A 2,286-nucleotide genomic window follows, 5' to 3' on the forward strand; every position below is an offset into this window, starting at 1 on the left:
GTGGGGGAGGGTGGTGGCCAGGTGGCGGGCGCGGGTGTCGAGCTGGGCGTAGGTGAGGTGCTGGTCGCCGCAGGTCAGGGCGATGGCGTCGGGCCGGAGGCGGACCTGTTCGGCGAACTGGTCGAGGAAGGCGGGGGTTTCGGTGAGGTGCGGGCCGTCCAGGACGGTGGTGTCGTCCGGGCTGAGGATCGGGACGGCCGCGAAGGGTGTGGCGGTGTGGTCGGGGAGGGCGCGTAGCAGGCGGGCGAAGCGCTCGGTCATCCGCTCGATCGTGGCCGCGTCGAAGATCTCCGCGTCGTAGACGAAGGTCACGAGCAGCCCGTCGTCGTCCTGCCAGGCCTCCAGCATGAGGTCGAACTTCGCCTGCTCGAACCCGCCGTCGTAGGTGCTCGTGCGCAGGCCCGCGAAGGCGTCGGCGGCGTGCTCGGCGTCCTCGGTGTGGAGGATGGCCATGGTCTGGAAGAGGGGGGTGCGGGCGGGGTCGCGGACGACGCGCAGGCGGGCGGCCAACTCCTCGAAGGGGATGCCCTGGTGGGCGAAGGCGGCCAGGACGTCGTCGCGGGTGCGGTCCAGGAGGGTGCCGAGGGTGGGGTTGTCGGTGAGGTCGGCGCGCAGGACGAGGACGTCGGTGAGGTAGCCGATGGCGGGTTCGAGTTCGAGGCGGTCGCGGCCTGCGGTGACGGTGCCGACGAGGATGTCGTTCTGGCCGGTGTGGCGGGCGAGCAGGGCGTGGTAGGCGGCCAGCAGCACCATGAACATCGTGCTGCCGTGCTCCCGGCCGGTACGGGTGAGGGCCGCCGTGTCGCGTGCGTCGAGCCGCAGCGCGGTCAGGGCGCCGCGGCGCTTGGGCACGGCCGCGCGCGGACGGTCCAGGGGCAGGCCGAGCGGGGTCGGGTCGGTGAGGCGCTGCTGCCAGTAGGCGAGGGCTTCGGTGGTGTCCTGCCCGCGCTGCCACAGGGCGATGTCGCCGAACTGCACGGGCAGCGGGGCGAGTTCGCGGCCGGAGTAGAGGGCGGCCAGCTCGTCGTAGAGGATGTTGAGGGACCAGCCGTCACCCAGGATGTGATGCATGACCAGCAGCACCACGTGGTCGTCGGCGCCCAGCCGGATCAGGGTCGCGCGCAGCGGCGGCGCGGCGCCGAGGTCGAGCGGGGTGTTCGTGCGGGCCGACACCAGCTCCGCGGCGGCGTGCTCGTCGGCGGCCGTCAGCACCTCGACCGGTACGGCTGAGGGGGGCTCGACGACGGCGGTGGGCTCGCCGTCGGCCTCGGGGAAGCGGGTGCGCAGGATCTCGTGCCGGGTGGTGACCGCGTCCAGCGCGCGGCGCAGCGCACTTTCGTCGAGCGGGCCGCGCAGGCGCTTGGCCATCCACATGTTGTACGACGCGTCCTGCGGGTCCAGCCGGGCGAGGAACCACAGGCGTTCCTGGGCGGGCGACAGCGGCGGCTGCGTGCCCTCCGGGCGCGGCACGGGCGCGGAGATCGTGCCGGGCGCGGCGGCCTCGACCTGCCGGGCGAGGTCGGCGACGACCGGGTGCCGGAAGACGTCGCCGACGGGGATCGCCGCCCCGCTGCGGGCGTTGAGGCGGGCGGTGAGCATGGCGGCGCGCAGGGAGTGCCCGCCGAGCGCGAAGAAGTCGTCCTCGGCGTGGACCTGCGCGGTGAGGTCCAGGACCTCGGCGTAGATCTCGGCGACGAGCTGCTCGGCCGCGGTCTGCGGGGCCCGGCCCTGCCCGGTGGGGCGCTGCTCGGCGTCGGGGTGGGGGAGGGCTTTGCGGTCGATCTTGCCGTTGGGGGTGAGGGGGAGGGCGGTGAGGGCGATGTAGGTGGTGGGGACCATGTAGCCGGGCAGGAGGGCGGCCAGGTGGGTCTTCAACTCGGCGGGTTCGGGTGCGGGTTGGCCGGGGACGTAGTGGGCGAGGAGGTTCTCGTCGTGGACGGTGACGACGGCCTGGCGGATGCGGGGGTGGGTTTCGAGGGCGGTGGCGATCTCGCCGGGTTCGATGCGGTGGCCGCGGAGTTTGATCTGGTCGTCGGTGCGGCCGTGGTAGTCCAGGGTGCCGTCGGGGAGGCGGCGGACGATGTCGCCGGTGCGGTAGAGGCGCTGCCCGTGGTGGGTGGTGAAGCGCTGGGCGGTCAGGTCGGGGCGGTGGTGGTAGCCGTCGGCCAGTCCGGCGCCGCCGATGAGGAGTTCGCCGGGCACACCGATGGGGGCGGGGGCGCCGTGGGTGTCCAGGACGCGGACGGTGGTGTTGGCGATCGGGGTGCCGATGGTGACACGGGCCGG

General features: G+C 73.7%; 1 protein-coding gene. It reads right to left on the reverse strand.

Annotated features, from left to right (window positions below):
• Positions 1–2,286 (reverse strand): condensation domain-containing protein (locus ACH4PY_RS37060; RefSeq protein WP_398192927.1); only part of this gene is annotated, 2,286 nt, incomplete at both ends.

The organism is Streptomyces sp. NPDC021224 (genome assembly GCF_044332905.1).
Lineage (GTDB): Bacteria > Actinomycetota > Actinomycetes > Streptomycetales > Streptomycetaceae > Actinacidiphila.